We start from the raw sequence: 507 nt of genomic DNA on the forward strand, positions 1-507 counted from the left end.
TGTCTATGGCGGCGGCACGCTCGATTGGTTGCCGAGCGAGCTCTATTCGACGCGCTCGATCCCGGTCGTCACGAGCCGTGAGCCCTTGTGGGACGATCCTGCGCTCGCGGATGAGGTCGAGCAGGGGCGCTATTTCCTCCCGCGCTCGGCGACAGGCCGTCGCGAGACGATCGTCACCAGCCCGCTGCTCGCCGAGCCCCAATATCTGCAGATCATGCCCGGGCCGTCGCCATGGCCCTTCGCCGCCGCGATCTTTACTGCGGGCTTCTTCCTCGCGCTGACGGTGCAGGCCTATATGTTCGCATGGGTGAGCGGCGTCCTCGCGGTGATCTCGGTACTGCGATGGCTTTGGGAAACCGACCGGCCGGTCGAAATCGAGGGCGTCGACATTGGCGCCGACATTTGCGTCCCGACCTATGTGACCGGGCCCTCGAGCCATGGCTGGTGGGCCATGATCATCCTGCTGGTCGTGATGGGCATGATCTTTCTCATGGCGCTGTTCAGCCT

At 64.5% G+C, this 507-nt stretch carries 1 pseudogene; it reads left to right on the forward strand.

Annotation, left to right across the window (positions count from 1 at the left end):
* Nucleotides 1-507 (forward strand): annotated as a pseudogene (locus tag ACT6QU_RS19550) (cytochrome ubiquinol oxidase subunit I); the annotation flags it as partial.

The organism is Aliihoeflea sp. (assembly GCF_052435475.1).
GTDB lineage: Bacteria > Pseudomonadota > Alphaproteobacteria > Rhizobiales > Rhizobiaceae > Aliihoeflea.